27 protein-coding genes are annotated in these 20,549 nt (G+C 61.0%); 13 read left to right on the top strand and 14 right to left on the bottom strand.

The window, feature by feature from the left end; genetic code table 11:
- The 3 genes from H7H48_RS05800 to H7H48_RS05790 form a co-directional block, all read right to left on the bottom strand.
- Window positions 1-555 (bottom strand): fasciclin domain-containing protein, encoded by a 555-nt coding sequence (locus H7H48_RS05800; protein WP_229447831.1) that lies wholly within the window; start codon window positions 553-555, stop codon window positions 1-3.
- A 124-nt stretch (window positions 556-679) separates the two neighbouring features.
- Window positions 680-1,402, bottom strand: a complete 723-nt coding sequence (locus H7H48_RS05795; RefSeq protein WP_229447830.1) for an anti-sigma factor domain-containing protein — start codon at window positions 1,400-1,402, stop codon at window positions 680-682.
- Entirely contained in the window at window positions 1,399-1,938 is a 540-nt protein-coding gene (locus H7H48_RS05790; protein WP_229447829.1) for a sigma-70 family RNA polymerase sigma factor, read from the bottom strand. The genes H7H48_RS05795 and H7H48_RS05790 overlap by 4 nt, the downstream gene beginning before the upstream one ends.
- 190 nt (window positions 1,939-2,128) lie before the next feature.
- Here H7H48_RS05790 and argB point away from each other — a divergent pair, with 190 nt between their 5' ends.
- The 4 genes from argB (at window position 2,129) to H7H48_RS05770 (ending at window position 4,448) form a co-directional block, all read left to right on the top strand.
- Window positions 2,129-3,022, top strand: a complete 894-nt coding sequence (argB, locus tag H7H48_RS05785; protein WP_229447828.1) for an acetylglutamate kinase — start codon at window positions 2,129-2,131, stop codon at window positions 3,020-3,022.
- A 163-nt stretch (window positions 3,023-3,185) separates the two neighbouring features.
- A complete protein-coding gene (locus H7H48_RS05780) occupies window positions 3,186-3,518 on the top strand; it encodes a hypothetical protein (protein WP_229447827.1) in 333 nt (110 codons plus the stop codon).
- Window positions 3,508-3,993, top strand: a complete 486-nt coding sequence (locus tag H7H48_RS05775; protein WP_229447826.1) for a helix-turn-helix transcriptional regulator — start codon at window positions 3,508-3,510, stop codon at window positions 3,991-3,993. The genes H7H48_RS05780 and H7H48_RS05775 overlap by 11 nt, the downstream gene beginning before the upstream one ends.
- Window positions 3,994-4,142: 149 nt before the next feature.
- The gene (locus tag H7H48_RS05770) at window positions 4,143-4,448 is read left to right on the top strand and encodes a hypothetical protein (protein WP_229447825.1); all 306 of its coding nucleotides are present in this window, start codon (window positions 4,143-4,145) and stop codon (window positions 4,446-4,448) included.
- A gap of 117 nt (window positions 4,449-4,565) precedes the next feature.
- On the opposite strand, the gene H7H48_RS05765 is transcribed toward H7H48_RS05770, so the two are convergent.
- Both H7H48_RS05765 and H7H48_RS05760 read right to left on the bottom strand, forming a co-directional pair.
- Window positions 4,566-5,468, bottom strand: a complete 903-nt coding sequence (locus H7H48_RS05765; RefSeq protein ID WP_229447824.1) for a DMT family transporter — start codon at window positions 5,466-5,468, stop codon at window positions 4,566-4,568.
- A 72-nt stretch (window positions 5,469-5,540) separates the two neighbouring features.
- Window positions 5,541-5,930, bottom strand: coding sequence for a hypothetical protein (locus H7H48_RS05760; protein WP_229447823.1), 390 nt, complete (start codon window positions 5,928-5,930; stop codon window positions 5,541-5,543).
- 116 nt (window positions 5,931-6,046) lie between these two features.
- On the opposite strand from H7H48_RS05760, the gene H7H48_RS05755 reads away from it, so the two are divergent.
- Together H7H48_RS05755 and H7H48_RS05750 are read left to right on the top strand one after the other, a co-directional pair.
- On the top strand, window positions 6,047-6,748 hold the full coding sequence (locus tag H7H48_RS05755) for a pyrimidine 5'-nucleotidase (protein WP_229447822.1): 702 nt from the start codon (window positions 6,047-6,049) through the stop codon (window positions 6,746-6,748).
- 5 nt (window positions 6,749-6,753) lie between these two features.
- The gene (locus H7H48_RS05750; protein ID WP_229447821.1) at window positions 6,754-7,656 is read left to right on the top strand and encodes a DUF817 domain-containing protein; all 903 of its coding nucleotides are present in this window, start codon (window positions 6,754-6,756) and stop codon (window positions 7,654-7,656) included.
- Between the two features lie 16 nt (window positions 7,657-7,672).
- Here the strand turns inward: H7H48_RS05750 and H7H48_RS05745 are convergent, their stop codons facing one another.
- The 3 genes from H7H48_RS05745 to H7H48_RS05735 are packed head-to-tail and all read right to left on the bottom strand — an operon-like array spanning window position 7,673 to window position 9,537.
- Window positions 7,673-8,176: a copper chaperone PCu(A)C gene (locus tag H7H48_RS05745; protein ID WP_229447820.1), complete on the bottom strand. Its 504-nt coding sequence runs from the start codon at window positions 8,174-8,176 to the stop codon at window positions 7,673-7,675.
- 56 nt (window positions 8,177-8,232) lie between these two features.
- The gene (locus H7H48_RS05740; RefSeq protein WP_229447819.1) at window positions 8,233-8,637 is read right to left on the bottom strand and encodes a hypothetical protein; all 405 of its coding nucleotides are present in this window, start codon (window positions 8,635-8,637) and stop codon (window positions 8,233-8,235) included.
- Between the two features lie 60 nt (window positions 8,638-8,697).
- A complete protein-coding gene (locus H7H48_RS05735; protein WP_229448129.1) occupies window positions 8,698-9,537 on the bottom strand; it encodes an LOG family protein in 840 nt (279 codons plus the stop codon).
- Window positions 9,538-9,681: 144 nt separating this feature from the next.
- On the opposite strand from H7H48_RS05735, the gene dapD reads away from it, so the two are divergent.
- From dapD to H7H48_RS05715, 4 genes are read left to right on the top strand one after another with little or no spacing between them, the layout of a single operon-like run.
- On the top strand, window positions 9,682-10,536 hold the full coding sequence (gene dapD / locus H7H48_RS05730) for a 2,3,4,5-tetrahydropyridine-2,6-dicarboxylate N-succinyltransferase (protein WP_229447818.1): 855 nt from the start codon (window positions 9,682-9,684) through the stop codon (window positions 10,534-10,536).
- A gap of 19 nt (window positions 10,537-10,555) precedes the next feature.
- On the top strand, window positions 10,556-10,927 hold the full coding sequence (locus H7H48_RS05725; RefSeq protein WP_229447817.1) for a DUF805 domain-containing protein: 372 nt from the start codon (window positions 10,556-10,558) through the stop codon (window positions 10,925-10,927).
- A gap of 47 nt (window positions 10,928-10,974) precedes the next feature.
- Window positions 10,975-12,162, top strand: a complete 1,188-nt coding sequence (gene dapE, locus H7H48_RS05720) for a succinyl-diaminopimelate desuccinylase (RefSeq protein ID WP_229447816.1) — start codon at window positions 10,975-10,977, stop codon at window positions 12,160-12,162.
- A 2-nt stretch (window positions 12,163-12,164) separates the two neighbouring features.
- Window positions 12,165-12,758 (top strand): transporter, encoded by a 594-nt coding sequence (locus H7H48_RS05715; RefSeq protein WP_229447815.1) that lies wholly within the window; start codon window positions 12,165-12,167, stop codon window positions 12,756-12,758.
- Between the two features lie 39 nt (window positions 12,759-12,797).
- Here the strand turns inward: H7H48_RS05715 and truA are convergent, their stop codons facing one another.
- The 4 genes from truA to def all read right to left on the bottom strand — a co-directional run bounded on the left by truA (window position 12,798) and on the right by def (window position 15,633).
- On the bottom strand, window positions 12,798-13,541 hold the full coding sequence (gene truA, locus H7H48_RS05710; RefSeq protein ID WP_229447814.1) for a tRNA pseudouridine(38-40) synthase TruA: 744 nt from the start codon (window positions 13,539-13,541) through the stop codon (window positions 12,798-12,800).
- 2 nt (window positions 13,542-13,543) lie between these two features.
- On the bottom strand, window positions 13,544-14,047 hold the full coding sequence (locus H7H48_RS05705) for a GNAT family N-acetyltransferase (RefSeq protein WP_229447813.1): 504 nt from the start codon (window positions 14,045-14,047) through the stop codon (window positions 13,544-13,546).
- On the bottom strand, window positions 14,044-14,979 hold the full coding sequence (gene fmt, locus H7H48_RS05700; protein ID WP_229447812.1) for a methionyl-tRNA formyltransferase: 936 nt from the start codon (window positions 14,977-14,979) through the stop codon (window positions 14,044-14,046). Before fmt ends, H7H48_RS05705 begins: the two co-directional genes overlap by 4 nt.
- A 123-nt stretch (window positions 14,980-15,102) precedes the next feature.
- Window positions 15,103-15,633, bottom strand: a complete 531-nt coding sequence (gene def, locus H7H48_RS05695) for a peptide deformylase (RefSeq protein ID WP_229447811.1) — start codon at window positions 15,631-15,633, stop codon at window positions 15,103-15,105.
- Window positions 15,634-15,731: 98 nt separating this feature from the next.
- Here def and H7H48_RS05690 point away from each other — a divergent pair, with 98 nt between their 5' ends.
- The 3 genes from H7H48_RS05690 to H7H48_RS05680 are packed head-to-tail and all read left to right on the top strand — an operon-like array spanning window position 15,732 to window position 18,612.
- A complete protein-coding gene (locus tag H7H48_RS05690) occupies window positions 15,732-17,000 on the top strand; it encodes a DNA recombination protein RmuC (RefSeq protein WP_229447810.1) in 1,269 nt (422 codons plus the stop codon).
- A 59-nt stretch (window positions 17,001-17,059) separates the two neighbouring features.
- On the top strand, window positions 17,060-17,374 hold the full coding sequence (locus H7H48_RS05685) for a helix-turn-helix transcriptional regulator (RefSeq protein ID WP_229447809.1): 315 nt from the start codon (window positions 17,060-17,062) through the stop codon (window positions 17,372-17,374).
- 2 nt (window positions 17,375-17,376) lie between these two features.
- The gene (locus tag H7H48_RS05680) at window positions 17,377-18,612 is read left to right on the top strand and encodes an MFS transporter (RefSeq protein ID WP_229447808.1); all 1,236 of its coding nucleotides are present in this window, start codon (window positions 17,377-17,379) and stop codon (window positions 18,610-18,612) included.
- 67 nt (window positions 18,613-18,679) lie between these two features.
- On the opposite strand, the gene hisG is transcribed toward H7H48_RS05680, so the two are convergent.
- Window positions 18,680-19,372 (bottom strand): ATP phosphoribosyltransferase, encoded by a 693-nt coding sequence (hisG, locus tag H7H48_RS05675; protein WP_229447807.1) that lies wholly within the window; start codon window positions 19,370-19,372, stop codon window positions 18,680-18,682.
- Window positions 19,369-20,487, bottom strand: a complete 1,119-nt coding sequence (locus H7H48_RS05670) for an ATP phosphoribosyltransferase regulatory subunit (protein WP_229447806.1) — start codon at window positions 20,485-20,487, stop codon at window positions 19,369-19,371. The genes hisG and H7H48_RS05670 overlap by 4 nt, the downstream gene beginning before the upstream one ends.
- Window positions 20,488-20,549 lie beyond the last annotated feature (62 nt).

Below are 20,549 nucleotides of genomic sequence, written 5' to 3'. Positions count from 1 at the left end.
TCAGCTCTTCGGCAGAAGCACTGTGTCGATCACGTGGATAACCCCGTTCGACTGATCGACATCGGCAATCGTCACGGTTGCGACATTGCCGTTTTCGTCGGTCAGCGTGATCTTGTCGCCGTCCATCTTGGCTTCGAGCATGCAGCCGCCAACCGTCTTGACCGGATGGTTGCCGCCGTCATCGGAGATCATCTTGCCAATGGCGTCAGACATGGCTTCGGTCGCCACCACGTGGCAGGTCAAGACCGTCGCGAGCGTTTCCTTGTTCTCGGGCTTCAGAAGCGTGTCGACAGTGCCGGCGGGCAGCTTCTCGAAAGCTGCGTTGGTCGGCGCGAAAACGGTGAAAGGCCCTTCACCCGAAAGCGTGTCGACCAGGCCGGCAGCCTTCACAGCAGCAACGAGCGTGGTGTGATCCTTCGAATTGACTGCATTCTCGACAATGGTCTTGTCGGCGTACATGGCCGCGCCGCCAACCATCGGGTTTTCAGCGAGAGCTGTACCTGTGAAAGCGAGAGCAATCGAGCCGGCGAGAATGGAAACAGTGATCTTGCGCATGTTTGAACTCCTCAGGTCATTTTGGGACCGCCATTCTGGCTGGCCCGTTTTGGGAACATGAGGAGACACGGAGAGGCACTCCGGGAAGTTTCAAAAAAAAGCAGATTTTTTAGAAAAGCCGAAATCAGATGTCGCGCAGATCGCCAAGTGCGACGACCGGCCCGGTGGGTGTGCCGTCCGGCGAACCGCCCAGCGGTTCCGTGGTGATGGCAAACACGGCGCCGGCCTCGATTGCGGCGCCAAGCGCTTCGCTCAGCGCCACATGAACGCTCGATCCGACCGGAATGACCCCGAGGGAAACCGGCGGCTTGTCGCCCTCGATCGCCCAGAGCTCGAAATCGCGCCCATCGGGCCGCGCTCCGGAAACATGGGAGAGCGCCACGTCGCGCTTGATACTGTCATAGACCGCGAGATAACGCACATCGGTGTCGTCATGGGCAAGCGAGGCAACGAAACGCTGCTCCTGGAGCGGCTGATTGCCAATCGGCAGATTTGTGTAAGTGAGGCCCACATAGGCGGCGAAAGCCAAAAGGGCGGCCAGCGCGGCACTTCGCCAGAAGGCGAGGCTCGACCAAAGGCCGAGCCTTTCCGCTGCCGGCGCGGCACCAAAAAGCCGTGCGTCGATGGCAGACTTCGCGTTCGCTGGGGGCTCCACCCCTTCATAGGCTTCTGCCATGGGGGCGAGCCGGGCTTCCCAGTCTTCCACAAGGCGCGCAAAGGCTGGTTCCGTCTCGATCCGGCGCGCGGCCGTTGCCCGCTCTTCGGCTGCCAGAACGCCGAGCACATATTCGGCAGCGACGAGATCGTCGTCGTGCCTTTCCGGTCCGTGTTCGTCTGCCACCGTCATCGTTCCAGGCATTCCCTGAGCTTCAAGAGGCTGCGCCGCAGCCAGGTTCGCATCGTATTGAGCGGCACGTCGAAACGGGCCGCAAGTTCGGCGTAGCTGTCGCCGTTGAGATAGGCTCCGCGCACCGCCATTGCACGATCGGTTTCCAGTTCGCCGAGGCAGGCATCGATCCGCCGCCGTTCGCTGCCCGCTTCCGCCAGGCTTTCCGGGTTCGGTTTCGGATCGGCAATGGCCTGCGCTTCATCCAGTTCCGCGGCAGGCGCCTTGCGCGCCCTCAGCCTGTCGATTGCGTGATTGCGCGCCACCGCAACCAGCCAGGTGATCGGGCTGAGATCCGTCGCGGCAAACCGGTCCGCCTTGGTCCATATCTTTACATAGACGTCCTGCAGCGCCTCCTCTGCTTCCGCCCTGTCCTTCAAGACACGCAGGCAGACACCGAAGAGTTTCGCACTCGTGAGGCGATAAAGAAGATCAAATGCCGCACGCTCCTTGAGCGCGGTGCGGAAAATCAGCTTCGTTATATCATCCGGGATCATACTGGGAGACTAGGCTCAAACGGGATGGCGGGAAAGGCGGAGAAACGTGAGAGTTAGGGCGATGCAACGCAAAGGCAAGCCGACCCACGATCAGCAAAAGCAGCTTTTTGTCGGCCGACCTGCAAGATCGTTTCACTTGCAGCGAAAAATGCTTTAAGAAACCGCCGTTTTGACTTTGGGGAACTACACGATGACGGACATGACGGAAACTGCTGAAGCCCAGGCCCGCTTTCTTTCGGCGGCACTGCCGTACATGCAGCGTTATGAGAACAAGACCATCGTGGTGAAATATGGCGGGCACGCCATGGGCGATGCTGCACTTGGTCAGGCCTTCGCCCGCGACATCGCGCTCCTCAAACAGTCCGGCGTCAGCCCCATCGTCGTCCATGGCGGCGGCCCGCAGATCGCGGCCATGCTCAAGAAGATGGGCATCGAATCGAAATTCGAGGGCGGCCTTCGCGTCACCGACGAAAAGACCGTCGAGATCGTCGAGATGGTTCTGGCCGGCTCCATCAACAAGGAAATCGTGGCGCTCATCAACGCCGAGGGCGAGTGGGCCATTGGTCTGTGCGGCAAGGATGGCAACATGGTCTTTGCCGAAAAGGCGCACAAGACCGTGGTCGATCCCGATTCCAACATCGAGCGCGTGCTCGATCTGGGATTTGTCGGCGAGCCGGTGGAGGTCGACCGCACGCTGCTCGATCTGCTCGCCCATTCCGAGATGATCCCTGTCATCGCCCCGGTGGCACCCGGCCGCGACGGCCACACCTACAACATCAATGCCGATACGTTTGCCGGTGCGATTGCCGGCGCCGTGCGCGCCACGCGTCTTCTTTTCCTCACCGATGTGCCTGGCGTGCTCGACAGGGACAAGAAGTTGATCGACGAGCTGACGGTCGCCGAAGCTCGCGCCCTCATCAAGGATGGCACGATTTCCGGCGGCATGATCCCCAAGGTCGAGACCTGCATTCAGGCCATCGAGCGCGGCGTGGAAGGTGTCGTCATCCTCAACGGCAAGACCCCGCATGCTGTCCTGCTCGAGCTTTTCACCGAGCATGGCGCAGGAACCCTGATCGTCCCGTAAGGGTTCATTCAATCCAAGGTTGCTCCGTTCGCGGCTTCACCATTAACATGACCTTCAGGACTGGATAAATTAAAAGCTATAGCTTATATTGGGGGGGGCAATAGTGGCGATCTGGGTGTTCCGGGGCGATGGCTTCGATGCTGAAGAGGAGCTCCGCCGCCTGATGGATGAGAAAACCATCGATGCCGGTGAACTGGACGGTGTTATCAGTGGTTTGCTCGAATTGGAGCTCATCGCCGATTATGGGTTTTATAACCAGCTTAGACGCAACAATTGGCGAAAACTGGAGGCTGAATTCTGGCTCTTCAAGGACAGGCAGTTCCACATGATCGCAAATTTTCCAGGAGACGGCAGAGCCGAGACCAAGGATGTCTGTGTTGTCGTCGCCCGGGTCATCAATCATCACGCAGATCCGGACCCTGTTTCAGCGCTGTTGAATATCGCTCGGGATAGGATGCGCATTGGTAGGCCGGAAAGGTGGAACCATGAGCTTTGATTCCTTCACTTCAGCGGCAAGACAAAAGCCGCATCTGAAGTTGGCGTTCGCGCGCGCGGAGGGCGCGCGGCGGATGGCAGAGGCTCTGCTGGCCCTGCGCCGGGAGGCCGGCCTTACGCAGACGCAGTTGGGAAAGAAACTCGGCGTTTCACAGGCCCGGATCTCGCAGGTCGAAAGTGGTCTGCTTGACCACGCGCCTTCGATCGATTTTGCCTGCGCCTTTGCTGTTGCCTGTGGTGGTCGACTTGAGTTTCATGCTTCCCGCAACAGCTGGGCCCGTCACGAGCGTGAGCAGGAAGAAAAAAGGCGTCGATCGGATAGGAGGCGCGGCAAACGAAATCCACAACCCGCTTCTGAGGCGGAGTTTGGAAGGGGCTCACCAGACGACACGTTGTTTGGCGAGGCGAACGTCGATAGCGCAATTTCCGAGGCGGAAGTGGCCGCTGAACCGGAACAGAGCCTTAAGAGCCGTTAAATGGTCAGGGTGGCGGCCTGGCTCAGGATACGTTCGACCGATTCCTGCGAAATGCGGGAGCGGAGCGTACCGCATTTACTGGTAAAATATGTAGCGCGTCAGCAAATGGCGGAGACACTCTCATTGTCGTCACAAGTTTGGAGGGTGCCATGACCTGGGATCTCGCGGTAGGGCAATTTGCCCCCATAATCTCTGGAATTCTTGGCCTGACGGGTTCTGCCCTGCTTGTGCTCCCGTCCATCATGTCCAGTGATTCCCGCATGACCATGCTGCAGCTACAAAGGCTACAGACATCAAGAACACAGCCGAACGCCTATCAGAAACAGATGAAACAATTGCTCGACAGAGCCCTTAAGGAGATGGGTTTCGAGCGTCGCTGCCTGCGCGTTGGTCTCCTGCTTCTATGCGTTTCGTTCCTCATGCTGGCTCTTCATGGAGTGGCAAATCTGGCGTGATCCGTGCCGGGACGAAGGTTCTTCTCAGCCTTAACAATGCAGGTTAGATCAACTCGACGGTGCTCGAGTATCGATGAACTTGTTTCCAAATTGCGAAGAATGTCCACGTAGACAGGCTTACAACAGCACCAGCAGAACAATCCCCGCGACGATCAGCAGGCAGCCCGCCACTTCCGTGCGGTTGATGTGCTCGCGGAAGAAGAAAACGGAGGAGGCGAAGGTGAAGATCATTTCGATCTGCGCCAGCGCCTTCACCACCGCCGCCTGTTGTAGCGTCATGGCGCTGAACCAGCCAAGCGAAGCCGCCGCACCAACGAAGCCGACAAACAGTGACGGTTTCCATGCCTTCGCAATCCGGCCGACTTCGGCGCGGTCGCGCCATAGCATCCAGATGAGCATGATCACGGTTTGAAAGGTGATGGTCACGGCCAGCGTCGTGGTCGCCTGCATCAGGTAATTGGGCCCGCCCAGCGAAAGCGACGCTCCGCGATAGGCGACGGCCGTTATGCCGAACAGCGTGCCCGAGGCCAGTCCGATCAGTGCTGTGCGGCTGATGAGCGAGCGGAACAGGTTGCCCCAGCTCATCGGCACACGCGCCACTGAGATAAGCATCACGCCAACCACGGTGACGGCGATGGCGACCAGCGCACCAAAGCCGGCCACCTCACCAAGAAGCACGAGGCCGAAGATGGCGGCTTGGGCCGGCTCGGTGCGTGAATAAGCGGTCCCCACCGCAAAATTGCGGAAGGAGAAGAGATAAATGAGGAGAAATTGCGCGGAGATCTGACCCAGCCCGCCGAGCAGCGTCCAGGCAAGAAACGTCCCGTGAAGTTCCGGGAATTCATAACCGGCAGCAAAGTGAAGTGCGAGCCACAGGACGAGCACGAACGGCATGCCAAAGCCGAAGCGCACGAATGTCGCTCCGGTCGTGCCCATGACGCCTTTAAGGTGCTTTTGCCCGACGGAACGCAGGTTCTGCAGGAAGGCTGCGGCAATGGTGATGGGAATCCACAATTCCATGCTGCGTCTTTTGCAGCCCATGCTTCAAACGCGCAAGAGAGCAGTTGGGTCAAAGTGGTATACCAGTTCGGGCTACCGAAGTGGAAGGGTTTGCTCAGTATCCGCCGGGTAGTGAAGACAGGGGTCGAGGCTTACATGATCGGCATCGATCTGATTTAGCGTTCCGCTCAAAACCACGCGATCTCCCGCCCTGTAATCGTTGACCTCATAGGTCACGCACACCACTTCAGGGTCTGGCGCGGCGCAGGTCAGCATGTAGCCCAGCGTGCCGTCGTGTTCCACGGCGCGCAGCTCCCCCACCACGTCAATGGTGATCCATTCCTCATTTGAGGCATCAAGGGTTGAAAGCTTGTCTCGCAACTGCGCACACGTTGCTTCGAAACTCGGCTCAGGCTGGGCGAGAGCTGCTGTTGCGGAGGCAAAAATCGGCAGGGCAAGGCAAAGACAGGAGAAACGGACCATGGGCTGAACTTCGATTTGCGATAGTGACACGTTCCTTGTGCATCGTGGCATTTGTTTGAAGCGGAAAAGCCTGCTGGACGATTGCGATGCACAGCTCGGCTCTGGCATAAGGGGCCATGACAAATCGGCCCGCTCCCGATCGTTTCGCTCATGTCACCGACTGGGTGTTCGATCTCGACAACACGCTTTATCCGCATCACAGCAATCTGTTCTCCCAGATTGATGTGAAAATGACGGCTTATGTGTCCGAATTTCTCCAACTTGGGCGCGATGAGGCCAGAGTGCTTCAAAAGCAGCTCTATAAGGAGCACGGCACCACGCTCAACGGTCTGATGGCGCGATATGACATCGACCCCGACGATTTTCTCGAGAAGGTGCACGACATCGATTATTCGTGGCTCGACCCTGATCCGCGGCTTGGCGCAGCCATTCGCGCTCTTCCAGGCCGCAAGTTCATCTTCACCAATGGTGATCGGGGTCACGCGGAACGTGCGGCGCGGCAGCTCGGCGTGCTCGACCATTTTGACGACATTTTCGACATCGTAGCGGCCGATCTGCTCCCGAAACCGGCTGCCGCCACCTATGACAAGTTTGTGGCCTTGCATCGGGTGGCGGGCGAAAATGCTGTCATGTTCGAGGATCTGGCGCGGAATCTCGCAGTGCCGAAGAAGCTTGGAATGACCACGGTTCTGGTGGTGCCCAACAATTTCGAGCCGACCTTCACCGAGATATGGGAGCAGGACGCGAACGAGGAAGACGATGTCGACTTCGTGACCGACAATCTTGCGGAATTTCTTGAAACGGCGATGAAGGCCTGACGCCGATGCGGCGTTTCACGTCTCTTGAAACGCGCATCGACTCCCTTGCGCATCGCGTTCTCGACACGTTGCCTGCACAGGGCCCGGCGGGCGCGCTGGTCGAGTTCGCCGTCTTCGGATTGAAGCAGGCATGGGCTTGTCTTTTTGGCGGGTTACTGCTCGCGCTGATCATCGCGACACATTATCTGTGGCCGGAAAACGCCGTCCTGGCACGCTACGATTATCTGTTTCTGGCTGCGGTTGTCATACAGGTGCTCATGCTGGCTGGCGGTCTTGAGCAACCGTCCGAAGCGAAGGTCATCCTTATTTTTCACGTGGTCGGCACGGTGATGGAGGTCTTCAAAACTTCAGCCGGCTCATGGATCTATCCGGAAGAGAGCGTCTTTCGCGTCGCTGCAGTGCCGCTCTTCTCGGGTTTCATGTATGCCGCCGTGGGATCCTATCTCGCGCGCGTCAGCCGGATTTTCGACATGCGCTATACGCACTATCCGGCTTTGTGGATGACATTGGTGCTCGCCGCAGCGATCTATGTGAACTTTTTCGCCCATCACTATACGGTCGATGTGCGTTATGGTCTCTTTGCAGCCACGGCGCTGCTTTTCGCACGCACCACCGTGCACTACCGCGTGTTCCGGTTTCGCCATCGAATGCCGTTGTTGCTTGGGTTTCTGCTGGTGGCGGTGTTTATCTGGTTTGCAGAGAACATCGGCACCTGGTCACGTGCCTGGATCTACCCGGATCAGTCCGGTGGATGGACACCGGTTTCCATCTCCAAGCTCGGTTCGTGGTACCTCTTGATGATCATATCCTTCGTTCTGGTATCGGTGGTTCATCGTCCTCGAACGCCTGATGAAGCCCCTTTGAAGGATTTTCCGGCTGGCGCCGGTCGGGCCGACGCCAGCGGTTAGCAAGAGGCGACGTATGTCAGTGGCTGTGCCCCGTCCCGGAGGTTTCACCGCGTGCGGGGCCTGCGACAAGCCTCAGATCGATCGTCCCCGCATTCTCGAATTCCAGCCTGAGCGGTATGGACTCGCCCTCCTGAAAACCCTTCTCCACTTGCATGAACATCACATGCAGGCCGCCGGGCTCCAGCGTCACCGTCTCTCCGGCTGGTATGGTCAGGCCTCCTTTCACAGGACGCATAACCATCACGTCATTGTTCATTTCCATGCTGTGCACCTCCACCTTGCCTGCCCGTGGGGAGGTCAGCGACAGGAGCCGGTCATCGACCGCGCCGGTGTTTTCGATCACCATATAACCGCCGCCTGAAGGTTGTCCGGGCAGCATGGCCCGCACGCGGGCGTCTGCGATTTTCAGGTCTCCGGCCTGGATGACGTGCTCTGTCTGATGGTCCGTGGCCTGCGCTGCGATAGCCGAGCCGAGCAGGGGAAGTGCGGCGACCGCCGCGAGGAAAATATTTGAGCGCATGGTTCTGCCTTTTATAACTGAGCTTTGAACTGCCCGAAAAACTGGGCGTAAATAGATCAGATAAGGGCAGGAGGAGCGCGGATGCCGTGTGCTGTCGCGCTGGCGGGGTTGGTGTGAATGCGGTTGCCCCAACGGGGTGCGATAGCGCCATTCCTCTGCCATATGGGCAGTGCCAGCACTGGGTTTTGCGGTGAGGCCGATGAGAACAGGTAGCCGCACGCATGGCCGCTCACACACAGCGGACATTGAGCCGCACGCGGGTGCTCGCGACTGTCATCGGTTACCGTGCCGATTCCGTAGGTCGTACAAATGACGAAGCCATAGGAGACCGGTGTGGCCGCAGCCAGAGCCAGCGGCTGCAATAGCCCCATGAGCAGCGAGATGATGCCAACCGCCGCGAACAGTTTTGCATCGCGGCGCAGGCTCTCAAACCAGCTTTTGTTACCCAGCCATTGCGTCATAGCGCATGCCTAGCCGATTGCTGGGCACCCCGCCAGCCTCACCGGCTGCGGCATCAGCGCTTAGAGTTCGTAGAACTCGGCGATCTTCGCCCAGGCTTCCTCGGCCGTGTCCACGAAAGTGATCAGCTCATCGTCTCCGGGCGAGATCGTCCCCTGTTCCGCCAGAAAACCGAGGTCGATCGCACCTTCCCAGAACTCCTTGCCGAACAGAACCACCGGCACCCGTTCCATGCGTCCGGTCTGGATCAGCGTGAGCGTCTCAAACAACTCGTCCATCGTGCCGAAGCCACCGGGGAACACCGCGACCGCCTTCGCCCGCATCATGAAATGCATCTTGCGGATCGCGAAATAGTGGAAGTTGAAGCACAGCTCCGGCGTTACATATAGGTTCGGCGCTTGCTCATGCGGCAACACGATGTTGAGGCCGATGGAGGGCGCGCCGCAATCGGCAGCACCGCGATTGCCGGCTTCCATCACGCCGGGTCCGCCGCCCGTCACCACCACATATTCGCGGTAATAGGATTTGGCCGATTCCTCCGAGCAAAGCCGCGCGAAATTCCGGGCCTCCTGATAGTAGCGGCTGTTCTTTTCAAGGTTCTTCTTCTGCGTCTCGTTCTTGGCAGCCCAGGCCTCGCCGCCCGGTTCGGGCAGGCGCGCGCCGCCGAATAGAATGACCGTCGAACGAATGCCACGCTCGGCAAGCGCCATCTCCGGTTTCAGGAGTTCCAGTTGCAGGCGCACCGGGCGCAGTTCGCGCCGGGTCATGAAGTCTTCGTCGTCCCAGGCAAGACGATAGGTTTCCGCACGTGTCTGCGGTGTGTCGGGCACTTGCCGCGAACGGCGCAGATCCTCATCGGAATGCGGTAGGGGCGTCCAGCCGTTCTCGTCTTTCGAATCCATCGTCATTTATCCGTCCTTTGGCGCGTCCCCGCGCGATCCCGAGATTGACCCCCAGTGACGCTTCGCATAGTTTCCGCGCCGACCTGGGTCATTTTCCCACACTATGGCTGAGCCCTTAACAGCTTGTTCAATGGAGCCGCAAGCATGACGAGTATCGATGTCGCCGCGCTGGAAACAACAATCGAAAAGGCATTTGACGAGCGCGACGGCGTTTCGACCGACACCCGCGGCGAGATCCGCGATGCGGTAGAAGCTTCGCTGCACCTGCTCGACAGCGGCAAGGCACGTGTGGCAGAGCGTCAGGAGGACGGCTCCTGGAAGGTGAACCAGTGGCTCAAGAAGGCTGTGCTTCTTTCCTTCCGGCTGAACCCGATGCAGGTCATCAAGGGCGGACCGGGCGATTCCGTCTGGTGGGACAAAGTGGCGTCGAAATTCGACGGCTGGAGCGCAAACGAGTTCGAGAAGGCCGGCTTCCGCGCCGTGCCAAACGCCGTTGTGCGCCACTCCGCCTATATCGCGCCCGGCGTGGTGCTGATGCCCTCCTTCGTCAATCTCGGCGCTTATGTGGGTGAGGGCACGATGGTCGATACCTGGGCCACCGTCGGCTCTTGCGCGCAGATCGGCAGGAATGTGCATCTTTCCGGCGGTGTCGGCATCGGCGGCGTTCTGGAGCCCATGCAGGCCGGCCCCACCATCATCGAGGACCACTGCTTCATCGGCGCGCGCTCCGAAGTGGTTGAAGGCTGCATCGTGCGCGAAGGCTCGGTGCTCGGCATGGGTGTCTATATCGGCAAATCCACCAAGATCGTCGACCGCGCCACGGGCGAAATCTTCTACGGCGAAGTACCGCCTTATTCGGTGGTCGTCGCAGGCACCATGCCCGGCAAGAACGTACCGGGCGAGAACTGGGGCCCCAGCCTCTACTGCGCCGTGATCGTCAAGCGCGTCGATGAGAAGACCCGCTCCAAGACGTCGATCAACGAACTCCTGCGCGATTGACGAGCGACGGAGAAGCGCAATGCCCAAGGGACAGATCGCCTGGCTGTTTTTCGGTTTTTCCGGAAGGGTAAGCCGCGCCGCATTCTTTCTGGCAGGCATGCTTCTGGCTGTCCTGCAGGCCTTCGCGCTCTATCGCTTCACCCTGGCGCCGGAGGGAAGCGGCGCCAGCGGCATGTGGGCACTGCTTTTCTGGGGCCTCTTCTTCGTTTCGGTCTTTTCTTCGGTGGCGCTCGGCGTCAAGCGCCTTCATGATTTCGGCAAGCCCGGCATTTTTGCTGTCGCGCTCTTCATCCCGATGGTGTCGATCCTCGCCTTCATCGTGCTCTGCCTTTATCCGGGCGATGCTGGCGCCAACGAATATGGCGATCGGACAAACGCGCCGAAGCAATAAAAGGTTTGCCGCGTGACAGGCACGTCCGGTTGGATTATCCCTTGCGCATGACACTGCCGACAGATCCCGCCGCCAATCTCGCCGAACTCATTCGCTGCCCTTCCGTCACGCCGGTGGAAGGTCAGGCGCTTTCCGTGCTTCAGGGCATGTTGAAGGCGCTTGACTGCTCGGTCGAGCGCCCGATCTTTTCCGAAGAGGGCACGCCCGACATCGAAAATCTCTATGGCAAGCTCGCAGGCGAGGGCCCGCACCTCATGTTCGCCGGTCACACCGATGTGGTGCCGCCCGGCGATGAGAGCGCCTGGAAGCATCCGCCCTTTGCCGCCGCCATTGCCGATGGCCAGATGTATGGCCGGGGTGCCGTCGACATGAAGGGTGGCATCGCCTGTTTCGTCGCCGCGCTCGCCCGCTATGTGGAAGCCCACGGCAAGCCGAAAGGCTCCGTCTCCTTCCTCATCACCGGAGATGAGGAAGGCCCGGCGCTCAACGGAACGGTCAAGCTTCTGGAATGGGCCGTGGAGCGTGGCGAAAAGTGGGACGCTTCGATCGTCGGCGAACCCACAAACCCGGATCGGCTCGGCGACATGATCAAGATCGGCCGGCGCGGTTCGCTTACCGGTCGCATCACCGTCAATGGCCGTCAGGGGCACGTTGCCTATCCGCACCGGGCAGACAATCCGGTGCCCGGCCTCATGCAGCTGCTTGATGCGCTTCTCGGTCAACCCTTCGATGAAGGCACGGCAGATTTCCAGCCAAGCAATCTGGAAGTCACCACGGTTGACGTGGGCAACACGGCGACAAACGTCATTCCCGCAAAGGCGACAGCGGTCTTCAACATCCGCTTTAACGACACGTGGAGCGTGGAGAGCCTGCAGGCCGAAATCCACAACCGGCTCGACCGTGCCGCAGAGGAGAACCGTTTGCGCAAGGGCGCCGAACACCCGGTCGATTTCGACATCGACTGGCTTGGTCGCCCGAGCCCTGTTTTCCTGACGCGCGACGAAAAACTGGTTGAAACCCTGTCGGCTTCGATCGAGTCTGTGGTCGGCTCGCGTCCACAGCTCTCCACCTCCGGCGGTACATCGGATGCGCGTTTCATCAAGGATTACTGCCCTGTGGTGGAATTCGGCCTCGTTGGCCAGACCATGCACATGGTCGATGAGCGGGTGGCGCTGTCCGACCTCGAAACCCTGACGCAGGTCTATCTGCGTTTCCTAGAAGATTGGTTTGGCTGACGATGCCTTCATTCGCCGAGATCCAGCGGTATTTTGCCGGTGTCTGGCGCATGATGATGGGGCGGTCTGAAGGCCTTCGCCTTCTCGATCTGTCGGCGGACGGTTTCTGGAACTCGTTCTTCGCCATCCTTGTCGCTTTCCCTCCCATGGTGGTGGGGTGGGTGGCGATTTCCAACGAATTGGCGGGAATCGAGATCTTCACCTCCCGCTTCTCGCTGTTCACGCGGTTGATGTTGACGGACCTGGCCACCTGGATTCTGCCCTATGCCATCCTGGCGCTTGCAGCGCGTCCGGCCGGCATTGCCGACCGGTTTGTGCACTACGTGGTGGCAAACAACTGGGCGTCCGCGCTGTTCGCCTGGATCACGCTCCCGGCGATGCTCATGCGGCTGCTTTTCCCCGAGGCCGCCGACCTTGCAAATCTTGTCACCTTCCTGATCTTCCTTGCAACGATGGTTCTCTCCTGGCGGCTCACAAATGTCGCCATCGGCAAAGGGCCGGCCGTCGCCACAGCGGTCTTTGGAGCGATGTTTGCGGCCTCGCTTGCCATTCTCTTCACGTTTGAAGGGTTGCTGAGCCTGTCACGCGCGGGATAGGGACTGCCGGAAGCAACGCGCACGCGGAACCAAGGCAGATCAATAATCCACGCCCGTCAGATACAGCCCGTGCGGTGGCGCGACCGGGCCACAGGCCTTGCGGTCGCGGGCTTCGAGCGCCCGGGTCACGTCGTCTGCGCTCCAGCCGCCTTCGCCCACCCGCTTCAGCGTGCCTGCAAAGGAGCGCACCTGATTGTGCAGGAAGGAACGGGCCGAGGCGCGGATTTCCACGAATTCGCCGTTGCGCGTTACTTCCAGCTTTTCCAGTGTCTTGATCGGACTTTTTGCCTGACACTGAGCGGCGCGGAACGTGGTGAAATCATGGGTTCCCACCAGCCGCTGCGCCGCCTCGTGCATGGCTTCCGCATCGAGCGGTGCCGCCACATGCCAGGCATGGGCGCGGTCAACGGTCAGGGGCGGGCGGCGGTTGTGAATGCGGTAGAGATAGTGCCGGGCTTTTGCGGAAAACCGCGCGTCGAAATCATCGGGCACCTGCGCGGCCTCGATCACGGCAACCGTCTCCTCGGCCATGGCGAGATGTGCGTTGATTGCATTTTGCACGGTGCGGGCGGTCCAATCCCGCGAGAGGTTGAAATGCGCCACCTGTGCCAGCGCATGAACACCCGTGTCGGTGCGTCCCGCGCCAAACAGTGTCACCTCCTCCCCGGAAAACGCGGCAATGGCATTCTCCAGTGCGGCCTGCACGGAATGGTGCGTCGCCTGCCGCTGCCAGCCAAAATAGGGGCCACCATCATATTCGATGTCGATGCGAAAACGCGCCATGGTCAAAGCCCGCCAAAGCCGGGGGCGTAGACGAGCCGCCCCGTGTCGGGAGCTTCATAGCCCCAGCGCAGGGCCTGAAGGGCCTCGCACTGATAGTCGCTCTCAAAAGCTGCAGCATCTTCATGCCGATAGCCGAAACGGCCGTAATATACGGGCTCGCCCAGCACAACAGACAGCGTTTCGCCGTTGGTGATCAGGCGTTGATGCGCTTCCTCGACAAGCCGCGCTCCGATGCCCTGCCGTTGATCAGTGGGCGAAACGGCGAGCGGTGCGAGTGCAACGGCGGGAAAGCGGGTCTCGTCTTTCACCACATGAAGGCGCGAGAAGAGCACATGACCGCATAGTGCGCCTTCCCGTTCAGCGACAAACGAGAGAACCACGTCGCCATCGGTATGAAGCGCTCGGACCAACTGCGCTTCGGCGTCTCCGTCGAAAGCGGCAAGCAACAGGGCATGAATCGCTTCGCGGTCACCGGCTTCTTCGGAGCGGATTTCGAGCTGGTTCATGGAAGCACGGTTCCTTTTTCGAGCTTCGCCCCGCGCAGAAAATCCACCGCCTGCATCGGCTTGCCGCCGGCGCGCTGCACTTCGTTCAGTCGCAGAGCGCCTTCGCCACAGGCGATCGTCAGTGCGTCGTCCAGCACTTCGCCGGGCGTGCCTTCGCCCTTGCCGATCTCCGCCCGCAGAATCTTGACGCGCTCGGGCTTGCTGCCGAAGGTCATTTCGCACCAGGCTCCAGGAAAGGGTGAAAGCCCGCGAACATGGTCGTTCACCGCGCGGGCAGGGCGGGCCCAGTCGACACGCGTTTCCTCTTTCAGGATCTTCTTGGCATAGGTCGCGCCCTCCTCGGGCTGCGGTGTCAGCGTGAGCGCCCCTTTTTCGAGCGCGTCCATGGCCTCCACCATGAGCGCAGCGCCCGTATCCCTCAGCACATCGTGCAGTTCGCCGCCGGTCATATCGGGCGTGATGGCGATGCGGGATGTCATGGCCACGGGCCCGGTGTCGAGCCCTTCGTCCATCTTCATCACCATCATGCCGGTTTCTGTGTCACCGGCCATGATCGCGCGCTGGATGGGCGCAGCCCCCCGCCAGCGAGGCAGAAGCGAGGCGTGACCGTTGAAGCAGCCAAGCCGTGTGCCTTCCAGAATGGGCTTTGGAAGAAGAAGCCCGTAAGCGACCACAATGGCGGCATCGGCTTCAAGCGCGGCAAAGGCGGCCTGCTCATCCTCGCCCTTGAGCGATTTCGGCGTCCGCACCTCGATCCCGAGCGCTTCGGCCGCTTGATGAACGGGCGATTTGGTGAGCTCCAGTCCGCGCCGCCCTGCAGGTCGCGGCGGTTGTGAGTACACGGCGACGATCTCGTGCCCGGTCTCAGCCAGTGCCTGAAGGGTGGCAACGGAGAAATCCGGAGTGCCCATGAAGATGAGACGAAGTGCCATGCCGCGTGTCCGATGCGTTCAGTCAGTCAAACGAGCGCACCCGCGCTCCTGCGGTGCTTGAAGCGGATTTATCCGCTTCCGGTCAAGCCCCGCAGCGCCAATTGCCTCACATGGGCCGATTGGTTAGCCGACCATGCGCGCGGGCGGGCGGTCCTTGGCAAGCTTCCGGAACTTGCGCACCACCATGTCGCGCTTGAGCTTCGACAGGTAATCGATGAAAAGAACGCCGTTGAGATGGTCGATCTCGTGCTGCAGGCAGGTGGCGAGCAGGCCGTCGGCCTCCACGGTCTGCTGCTTGCCGTCCAGATCGAGATAGTTGACGGTCACGCCGGCAGGCCGCTCCACTTCCGCATAGTAATCGGGGATGGAAAGGCATCCTTCCTCATGCACATTGCGCCGATCGGTGCTGGCCACGATCTCCGGGTTGATCACCACCATGGGCGCCGGCTCTTCATCCTTTTCCGAAACGTCGACGACGAGCATACGCAATGGCTCACCCACCTGAATGGCGGCAAGGCCGATGCCCGGCGCGTCATACATGGTTGCCAGCATGTCGTCGGCAAAGATGCGTAACTGATCGTCGAAGCGCTCGACCGGTTTGGAGGTTTCGCGCAGGATCGGGTCGGGAAGAAGAACTAGCGGTTTGATCGTCATGGCGTTCAGGTAAGCCCTGCCTGCGTGAAGGTCAATACGGAACGCGTGTTCACGTTTTGGTCTTATGGTTGCATCACGAATCGTCTAGAGTGCCGCGCATGAACGAGATGTCCGATATTTTTGCCACGCCCGTGGCGCAGCTTGGTGCCAGCACGTTCACGCTTGGCCAGCTCCTGCTTGCCGGCGGTTTCCTGCTTTTTGCGCTGATGATTGCGCTTGTCACCGGGCTGTGGCGCGCGGCGCGCGCCCGCGCGGTGGCGGCGGCAGAGGCCGCCCAGCACGCCCGCGAGGCAGAGGCGCGCATGGCCGAGCTCACTCGGGCACAGGCCGAGCTTCAGGGGCGTATGGGCTCCATTGCCGAAGTGTTCGGCAGCCGGCAGGCGGAATTGACCAAGGCGCTGTCGGACCGGCTTGACGGCATGAGCTCGCGGCTTGGCCAGTCCATCACCGAGCAGACCAAATCGACGCATGAGAACCTCGCAAAACTGCAGGAGCGTCTGGCGGTCATCGACACGGCACAGAACAACATCCAGTCGCTCGCCGGCCAGGTGGTGCAGCTTCAGCAGATCCTCTCCAACAAGCAGACGCGCGGCGCCTTCGGCCAGTCGCGCATGGAGGCGATCATCGCCGATGGTCTGCCGCACACGGCCTATGAGTTTCAGGCGACGCTCTCCAATGGCAGCCGGCCCGACTGTGTGGTCAAGATGCCCAATGATGCGCCCTCGCTGGTGATCGACGCCAAATTTCCGCTTGAAGCGTGGAATGCCATCCGCGCGGCATCCGAAGGTGAGGGCGGCAGCCCCGAAGCGCGTAAGGCTGCCGAGTCTGCGTTTCGGCGTGATGTGGAGGTGCACATCAAGGCGATCTCGGAGAAATATCTGCTGACCGGCGAGACGCAGGATACGGCCTTCATGTTCGTGCCGTCGGAATCGATCTTTGCCGAGATCCACGAAAATTTCGAAACCCTCGTTCAGCGCGCGCACCGGGCGCGCGTGGTGATTGTTTCGCCCTCACTGCTCATGCTCTCGATCCAGGTCATTCAGGCTGTGCTCAAGGATGCGCGCATGCGCGAGCAGGCACATCTGATCCAGGCCGAAGTGGTGCGTCTGATGGAGGATGTCGGCCGGCTGGATGACCGGGTCCGCAAGCTGCAGACGCATTTCATGCAGGCCAACAAGGACATCGACATGATCCTCACCTCGACCGACAAGGTTACCAAGCGGGGGGCGAAGATCGAGGCGCTGGAGCTGGGCGCGGGCGAGGCCGAGAAGTCCGGCGCAAGCGACAATCGTCTCGCTCCCAAAAAGCCGGATGGCGAGGGCGGCCCGGGCTCCGGCCAGCTGCGCCTGCGCGTCGTGGATGAGTAATTCGAATATTTTCGAAGTATTGTTGACGACGCGATGGCGACGCATTAGGCGTTCGTGTCATGGAACACGAAACAGCCTCCGGCCAGCTTGAAGCACTGGGCAATCCCATCCGCCTCCGAATTTACCGCATGCTGGTGCGCGCGGGCGAGGAGGGCATGGCTGTCGGCGCGCTTCAGGAGCGATTGTCCATGCCCGCCTCCACACTTTCCCACCACTGCAAGAAGCTTCTGGAGACCGGGCTGATCACGCGTGAACGGCGTGGCACCACATTGATCTGCCGTGCGCATTACCCGGCCATGGATGCCTTGATTCATTATCTGAGTGATGAGTGCTGTGCTGACAGCGCCTCCATCACTTCACACAGAGAGCACTGATCATGACGCAGGCTTTGACCGCACGGCCTGGATACCGGCGCATGATCACGGCGCTCGGCATTGCCCAGATTTGTTCCTGGGGCTCGATCTTCTACAGTTTTCCTTTGATCGCCGAAGCGATGCGCATTGAGCTTGGCTGGTCAAAACCGCTTCTCTATGGCGGTGCCACGGCGGGCCTGATCCTCGCTGCACTTGCCGCCTATCCGGTCGGGGCGGCGATCGACCGGGGGCAGGGCCGCTGGGTGATGAGCGGCGCGTCCCTCATAGCCGGGCTTCTCTACCTCCTGTGGTCGCAGGTCGACAGCATTGCCATGTTCTACGTGGTCGTCCCGCTGCTTGGCGCGCTGCAGGCGGCAACCCTCTATGAACCGGCCTTCGCTGTGCTCGCCCGCCGTGTCGGCGCACTGGAGGCGCGGCGCGCAATCACCGCGCTCACGCTTTGGGGCGGCTTCGCCAGCACGGTATTTGTGCCGCTGGTTCAATGGCTTATCGACATGCTCGAATGGCGCGGTGCGCTGATGGTGCTGGGCGCAATCAACGCCTTCCTGTGCGCCAGCCTCTACTTCGCGGTGATCGACCCCACAAAAGACAGGCCGAAAGAGCCGGCAAGGGACACCGGAACGCCCGAACTCGCCGGCCGTGCTGCCGTTTTCTGGGCGTTTCGCCAGCCGGTCTTCTGGGCGCTGGTTCTGTTTCTCGTGCTTTATGCCGGCGTTTTCTCCAGCCTGAGCTTTCACCTTTACCCGCTTCTCCTCGAACGTGGATTGAGTGCAGGGGAAGTCGTCAGCATCGTCGCCGTCATCGGCCCGGCGCAGGTTGCCGGCCGCATCGCCATCTGGACTTTCGCTCCGGAAGCGCCCGTCCGCCGCATCGGCGCGATTATGGTGGGGGTCTTTCCGCTGGTGCTCATCGGCTACGCTTTCGCGCCGCCGCAAATGTTTGTAATTGCTGCCATTGCCGCATTCTATGGCGCTGCCAATGGCATGATGACCATCGTGCGCGGGCTTGCCGTACCGGAAATGCTGAGCCGCGAGGCCTATGGCGCGATCAATGGCGCGCTGATCACCCCATCCCGCATGGTGGAGGCGGTTGCGCCTCTGGGCGTTGCCGCCTTGTGGGCGGCAAGCGGCGGATATGACCTTTATCTGATGCTCGCTTTCGCCGCGACGCTGGTCATGGTCGGGGCGTTCTGGACGGCGTCATTCATGGCGCGCCCGAAATTTCCGAAAACCGCCTGAAACGGGGAAATTCCGTTTCATTTCGCGGATTTTTCCGGAGTTCCGGTCGAAACTGCAGAAAACGAACCTAGCCTGAAAACCGCTCCGTCAGCGCGTCAAGAGCCGCCTGGTCAGACGCCGATCGCTCCCGAAGTGCTGTCACGAGACAGGCCTCGGAACGCAGGATGATTCCGTCGTCAAGCACCTTCAGATGGTTGGCCGTGAGCGTCGATCCGGTCGAGGTGATGTCGACAATCACGTCGGCCGATCCGGACGCCGGCGCGCCTTCGGTGGCGCCGAGGCTTTCCACGATCCGGTAGACCTGAATGCCGTGCTTTTGCGAGAAGAACTGCTGGGTCAGCCGCCAGTATTTGGTGGCGATCCTGAGCCGGCGTCCGTGCCGGTGGCGGAAATCGGCGGCGACATCGTCGAGATCGGCCATGGTCGACACGTCGAACCAGACCTCCGGTACCGCAACCACCACGTCTGCGCGACCAAAGCCCAGCCTCGCGGCGATCTCCACCTTGCGCTGCCAGTCGGGAATGGTTTCGCGCACCAGGTCCTCGCCGGTCACGCCGAGATCGACCGTGCCGCGCTCCAGTTCGCGGGCGATTTCGGATGCGGAAAGGAAGGCGATCTCGACACCGTCCACGCCTTCGAGCGTGGCGCGGTAGCGCCGGTCGTTTTCCGGCAGGTGCACGGTCAGGCCGGCCTTTTCGAGCTGTGCCAGCGCGTTTTCCTTCAGGCGGCCCTTGGAGGGCAGGGCAAGGGTGATGCTCATGCCGCCGTCTCCTTCAGACCTGCCACGCGATCGAGCCAGATGGAAAAACCGACGCCGGGAATGGGCGTCTCCGCGCCCAGAAGGGTCAGAAGACGGTCATAGCGCCCGCCGCCGGCCAACACCGTGCCTGTGGGAGAGGCGATCTCGAACACGAACCCGGTGTAATAATCGAGCGGACGGCCAAAGCCGGCATCATAAGTCAGCGCGTCGAGCGGCAGGCCCTCGGCAGAAATCCGCTCAGCGCGCGCGGCGAAGGTTTCGAGCGCGTCGTCGAGGATCAGCCCATTGTCTGCGGCGAAGGCCGAGAGCCGCTCGCCGGCCTCGGCAAAGGGCACGCGCATGGAAACGAAAGCCTTCAGCGCGCTCATGGCTTCGTCCGTTAGTCGCACGCTGCGCAGTTCCGCCTTCTCGATCAGCCGCCGGGCGATCTCCTGTGGCGTGCGACCGGCAGAAGGAGAAATCCCGGTTTCGTCCATCACCGTGGCAATGTGATCGGCAAGGCCCGCCTCGTCGCCACGGGCCACAAGTCCGGCAACCGTGCGAGGCAGGTTTGCGGCGGTCTGCGGGTTGGCGAGATCATCGAGGGCGGCCTGCAGAAGCTTCTGCGAGCCGAAAGCGCGGGTCAGGCGCATCTGCCAGCCGCGCGGCAGGCCAAGGGCCGAAAGCACCGCCTCGAACACGGCCTGATCGCCAAGCGTGACGGAGAGCGCGTGGCCCGGCAGAACACGCGTCAAAAGCGCGTGCGCATCGGCCAGAGAGCGCGCATCCGCGCCGGCGCGGTCGCTCGCGCCGAGATCCTCGATGCCCGCCTGAAAGAACTCTGCTCCGCCTTCGCGCTGCTGGCGGAACACCTCGCCCAGATAGGCATAGCGCTGCGGGGTCGCGGCGCGCTTTTCGATATGGTCGCGGCAGACGGGAATGGTGAACTCCGGCCTGAGGCAGAGATTGGCGCCGGTCTCGCTCTCCGTCAGGAAGATGCGGCGGCGCAGATCCTCGCCCGCCATGTCCAGAAAGGGATCGGCGGGCTGGATGATGGCGATGTCGGTCAGCGCCGCATCGCGTTCGGCAAAGAGCGCGAAGATGTCGTCGGCGAAGTCGGGTGCGCGCAGGGTCATTGGGGCGTGTCCCTGAAGAAGCTGACGTCCGTCATCCCGGCCGACCGGAGGGAGAGCCGGGA

Source organism: Nitratireductor sp. B36, from assembly GCF_020833685.1.
Classification (GTDB): domain Bacteria; phylum Pseudomonadota; class Alphaproteobacteria; order Rhizobiales; family Rhizobiaceae; genus Nitratireductor.
Note: the sequence above shows the minus strand (reverse complement) of the source record. Positions and strands in the feature narration are given on the sequence as shown.

Coding starts and splice junctions, on each gene's coding strand:
- dapD (WP_229447818.1), top strand. CDS start 9,682: ATGACGAGTATCGATGTCGCCGCGCTGGAAACAACAATCGAAAAGGCA.
- H7H48_RS05765 (WP_229447824.1), bottom strand. CDS start 5,468: ATGGAATTGTGGATTCCCATCACCATTGCCGCAGCCTTCCTGCAGAAC.
- def (WP_229447811.1), bottom strand. CDS start 15,633: ATGACGATCAAACCGCTAGTTCTTCTTCCCGACCCGATCCTGCGCGAA.
- H7H48_RS05685 (WP_229447809.1), top strand. CDS start 17,060: ATGGAACACGAAACAGCCTCCGGCCAGCTTGAAGCACTGGGCAATCCC.
- argB (WP_229447828.1), top strand. CDS start 2,129: ATGACGGACATGACGGAAACTGCTGAAGCCCAGGCCCGCTTTCTTTCG.
- hisG (WP_229447807.1), bottom strand. CDS start 19,372: ATGAGCATCACCCTTGCCCTGCCCTCCAAGGGCCGCCTGAAGGAAAAC.
- H7H48_RS05715 (WP_229447815.1), top strand. CDS start 12,165: ATGCCTTCATTCGCCGAGATCCAGCGGTATTTTGCCGGTGTCTGGCGC.
- H7H48_RS05705 (WP_229447813.1), bottom strand. CDS start 14,047: ATGAACCAGCTCGAAATCCGCTCCGAAGAAGCCGGTGACCGCGAAGCG.
- H7H48_RS05755 (WP_229447822.1), top strand. CDS start 6,047: ATGACAAATCGGCCCGCTCCCGATCGTTTCGCTCATGTCACCGACTGG.
- H7H48_RS05775 (WP_229447826.1), top strand. CDS start 3,508: ATGAGCTTTGATTCCTTCACTTCAGCGGCAAGACAAAAGCCGCATCTG.
- H7H48_RS05760 (WP_229447823.1), bottom strand. CDS start 5,930: ATGGTCCGTTTCTCCTGTCTTTGCCTTGCCCTGCCGATTTTTGCCTCC.
- H7H48_RS05790 (WP_229447829.1), bottom strand. CDS start 1,938: ATGATCCCGGATGATATAACGAAGCTGATTTTCCGCACCGCGCTCAAG.
- H7H48_RS05800 (WP_229447831.1), bottom strand. CDS start 555: ATGCGCAAGATCACTGTTTCCATTCTCGCCGGCTCGATTGCTCTCGCT.
- truA (WP_229447814.1), bottom strand. CDS start 13,541: ATGGCGCGTTTTCGCATCGACATCGAATATGATGGTGGCCCCTATTTT.
- H7H48_RS05745 (WP_229447820.1), bottom strand. CDS start 8,176: ATGCGCTCAAATATTTTCCTCGCGGCGGTCGCCGCACTTCCCCTGCTC.
- H7H48_RS05795 (WP_229447830.1), bottom strand. CDS start 1,402: ATGACGGTGGCAGACGAACACGGACCGGAAAGGCACGACGACGATCTC.
- H7H48_RS05780 (WP_229447827.1), top strand. CDS start 3,186: ATGGATGAGAAAACCATCGATGCCGGTGAACTGGACGGTGTTATCAGT.
- H7H48_RS05725 (WP_229447817.1), top strand. CDS start 10,556: ATGCCCAAGGGACAGATCGCCTGGCTGTTTTTCGGTTTTTCCGGAAGG.
- H7H48_RS05680 (WP_229447808.1), top strand. CDS start 17,377: ATGACGCAGGCTTTGACCGCACGGCCTGGATACCGGCGCATGATCACG.
- H7H48_RS05670 (WP_229447806.1), bottom strand. CDS start 20,487: ATGACCCTGCGCGCACCCGACTTCGCCGACGACATCTTCGCGCTCTTT.
- H7H48_RS05690 (WP_229447810.1), top strand. CDS start 15,732: ATGAACGAGATGTCCGATATTTTTGCCACGCCCGTGGCGCAGCTTGGT.
- H7H48_RS05750 (WP_229447821.1), top strand. CDS start 6,754: ATGCGGCGTTTCACGTCTCTTGAAACGCGCATCGACTCCCTTGCGCAT.
- dapE (WP_229447816.1), top strand. CDS start 10,975: ATGACACTGCCGACAGATCCCGCCGCCAATCTCGCCGAACTCATTCGC.
- fmt (WP_229447812.1), bottom strand. CDS start 14,979: ATGGCACTTCGTCTCATCTTCATGGGCACTCCGGATTTCTCCGTTGCC.
- H7H48_RS05770 (WP_229447825.1), top strand. CDS start 4,143: ATGACCTGGGATCTCGCGGTAGGGCAATTTGCCCCCATAATCTCTGGA.
- H7H48_RS05740 (WP_229447819.1), bottom strand. CDS start 8,637: ATGACGCAATGGCTGGGTAACAAAAGCTGGTTTGAGAGCCTGCGCCGC.
- H7H48_RS05735 (WP_229448129.1), bottom strand. CDS start 9,537: ATGGATTCGAAAGACGAGAACGGCTGGACGCCCCTACCGCATTCCGAT.